The following is a 277-nucleotide window of genomic DNA, read 5'->3' as shown; positions in this document are numbered from 1 at the left end:
ACGGCCTTGTTAATTTCGCTGTTTAATAGGTCGCCGAGCGGGCAGCCCATCGTCGTCAGGGTCATCGTAATCAGACACTTACCCTCTTCGTAGACTTGAACGTCATAAATTAACCCTAGGTTTACCAGATCAATCCCGAGTTCCGGGTCAATTACGTTTTCTAAGGCGGCCATCACCTTGTTTTCGATCGGTGAAAATGGGGCGCCCTCATTTTGATCAGCAGACATATGATCCCTCCAGATTACTTAACGATACGTGCATCACCGCGAATGAAGTG

Annotated in this window: 1 protein-coding gene; it reads right to left on the bottom strand. The window is 48.0% G+C overall.

The window, feature by feature from the left end; genetic code table 11:
• Window positions 1–227: metal-sulfur cluster assembly factor (locus L9G74_RS20420; protein ID WP_238898595.1), on the bottom strand; the 227-nt coding region annotated here is incomplete at its 3' end.
• Window positions 228–277: the final 50 nt, after the last annotated feature.

The sequence above is a fragment of the Shewanella electrica genome (assembly GCF_022321485.1).
In the GTDB taxonomy this organism is placed as follows: Bacteria; Pseudomonadota; Gammaproteobacteria; order Enterobacterales; family Shewanellaceae; genus Shewanella; species Shewanella electrica.
Note: the sequence above shows the minus strand (reverse complement) of the source record. Positions and strands in the feature narration are given on the sequence as shown.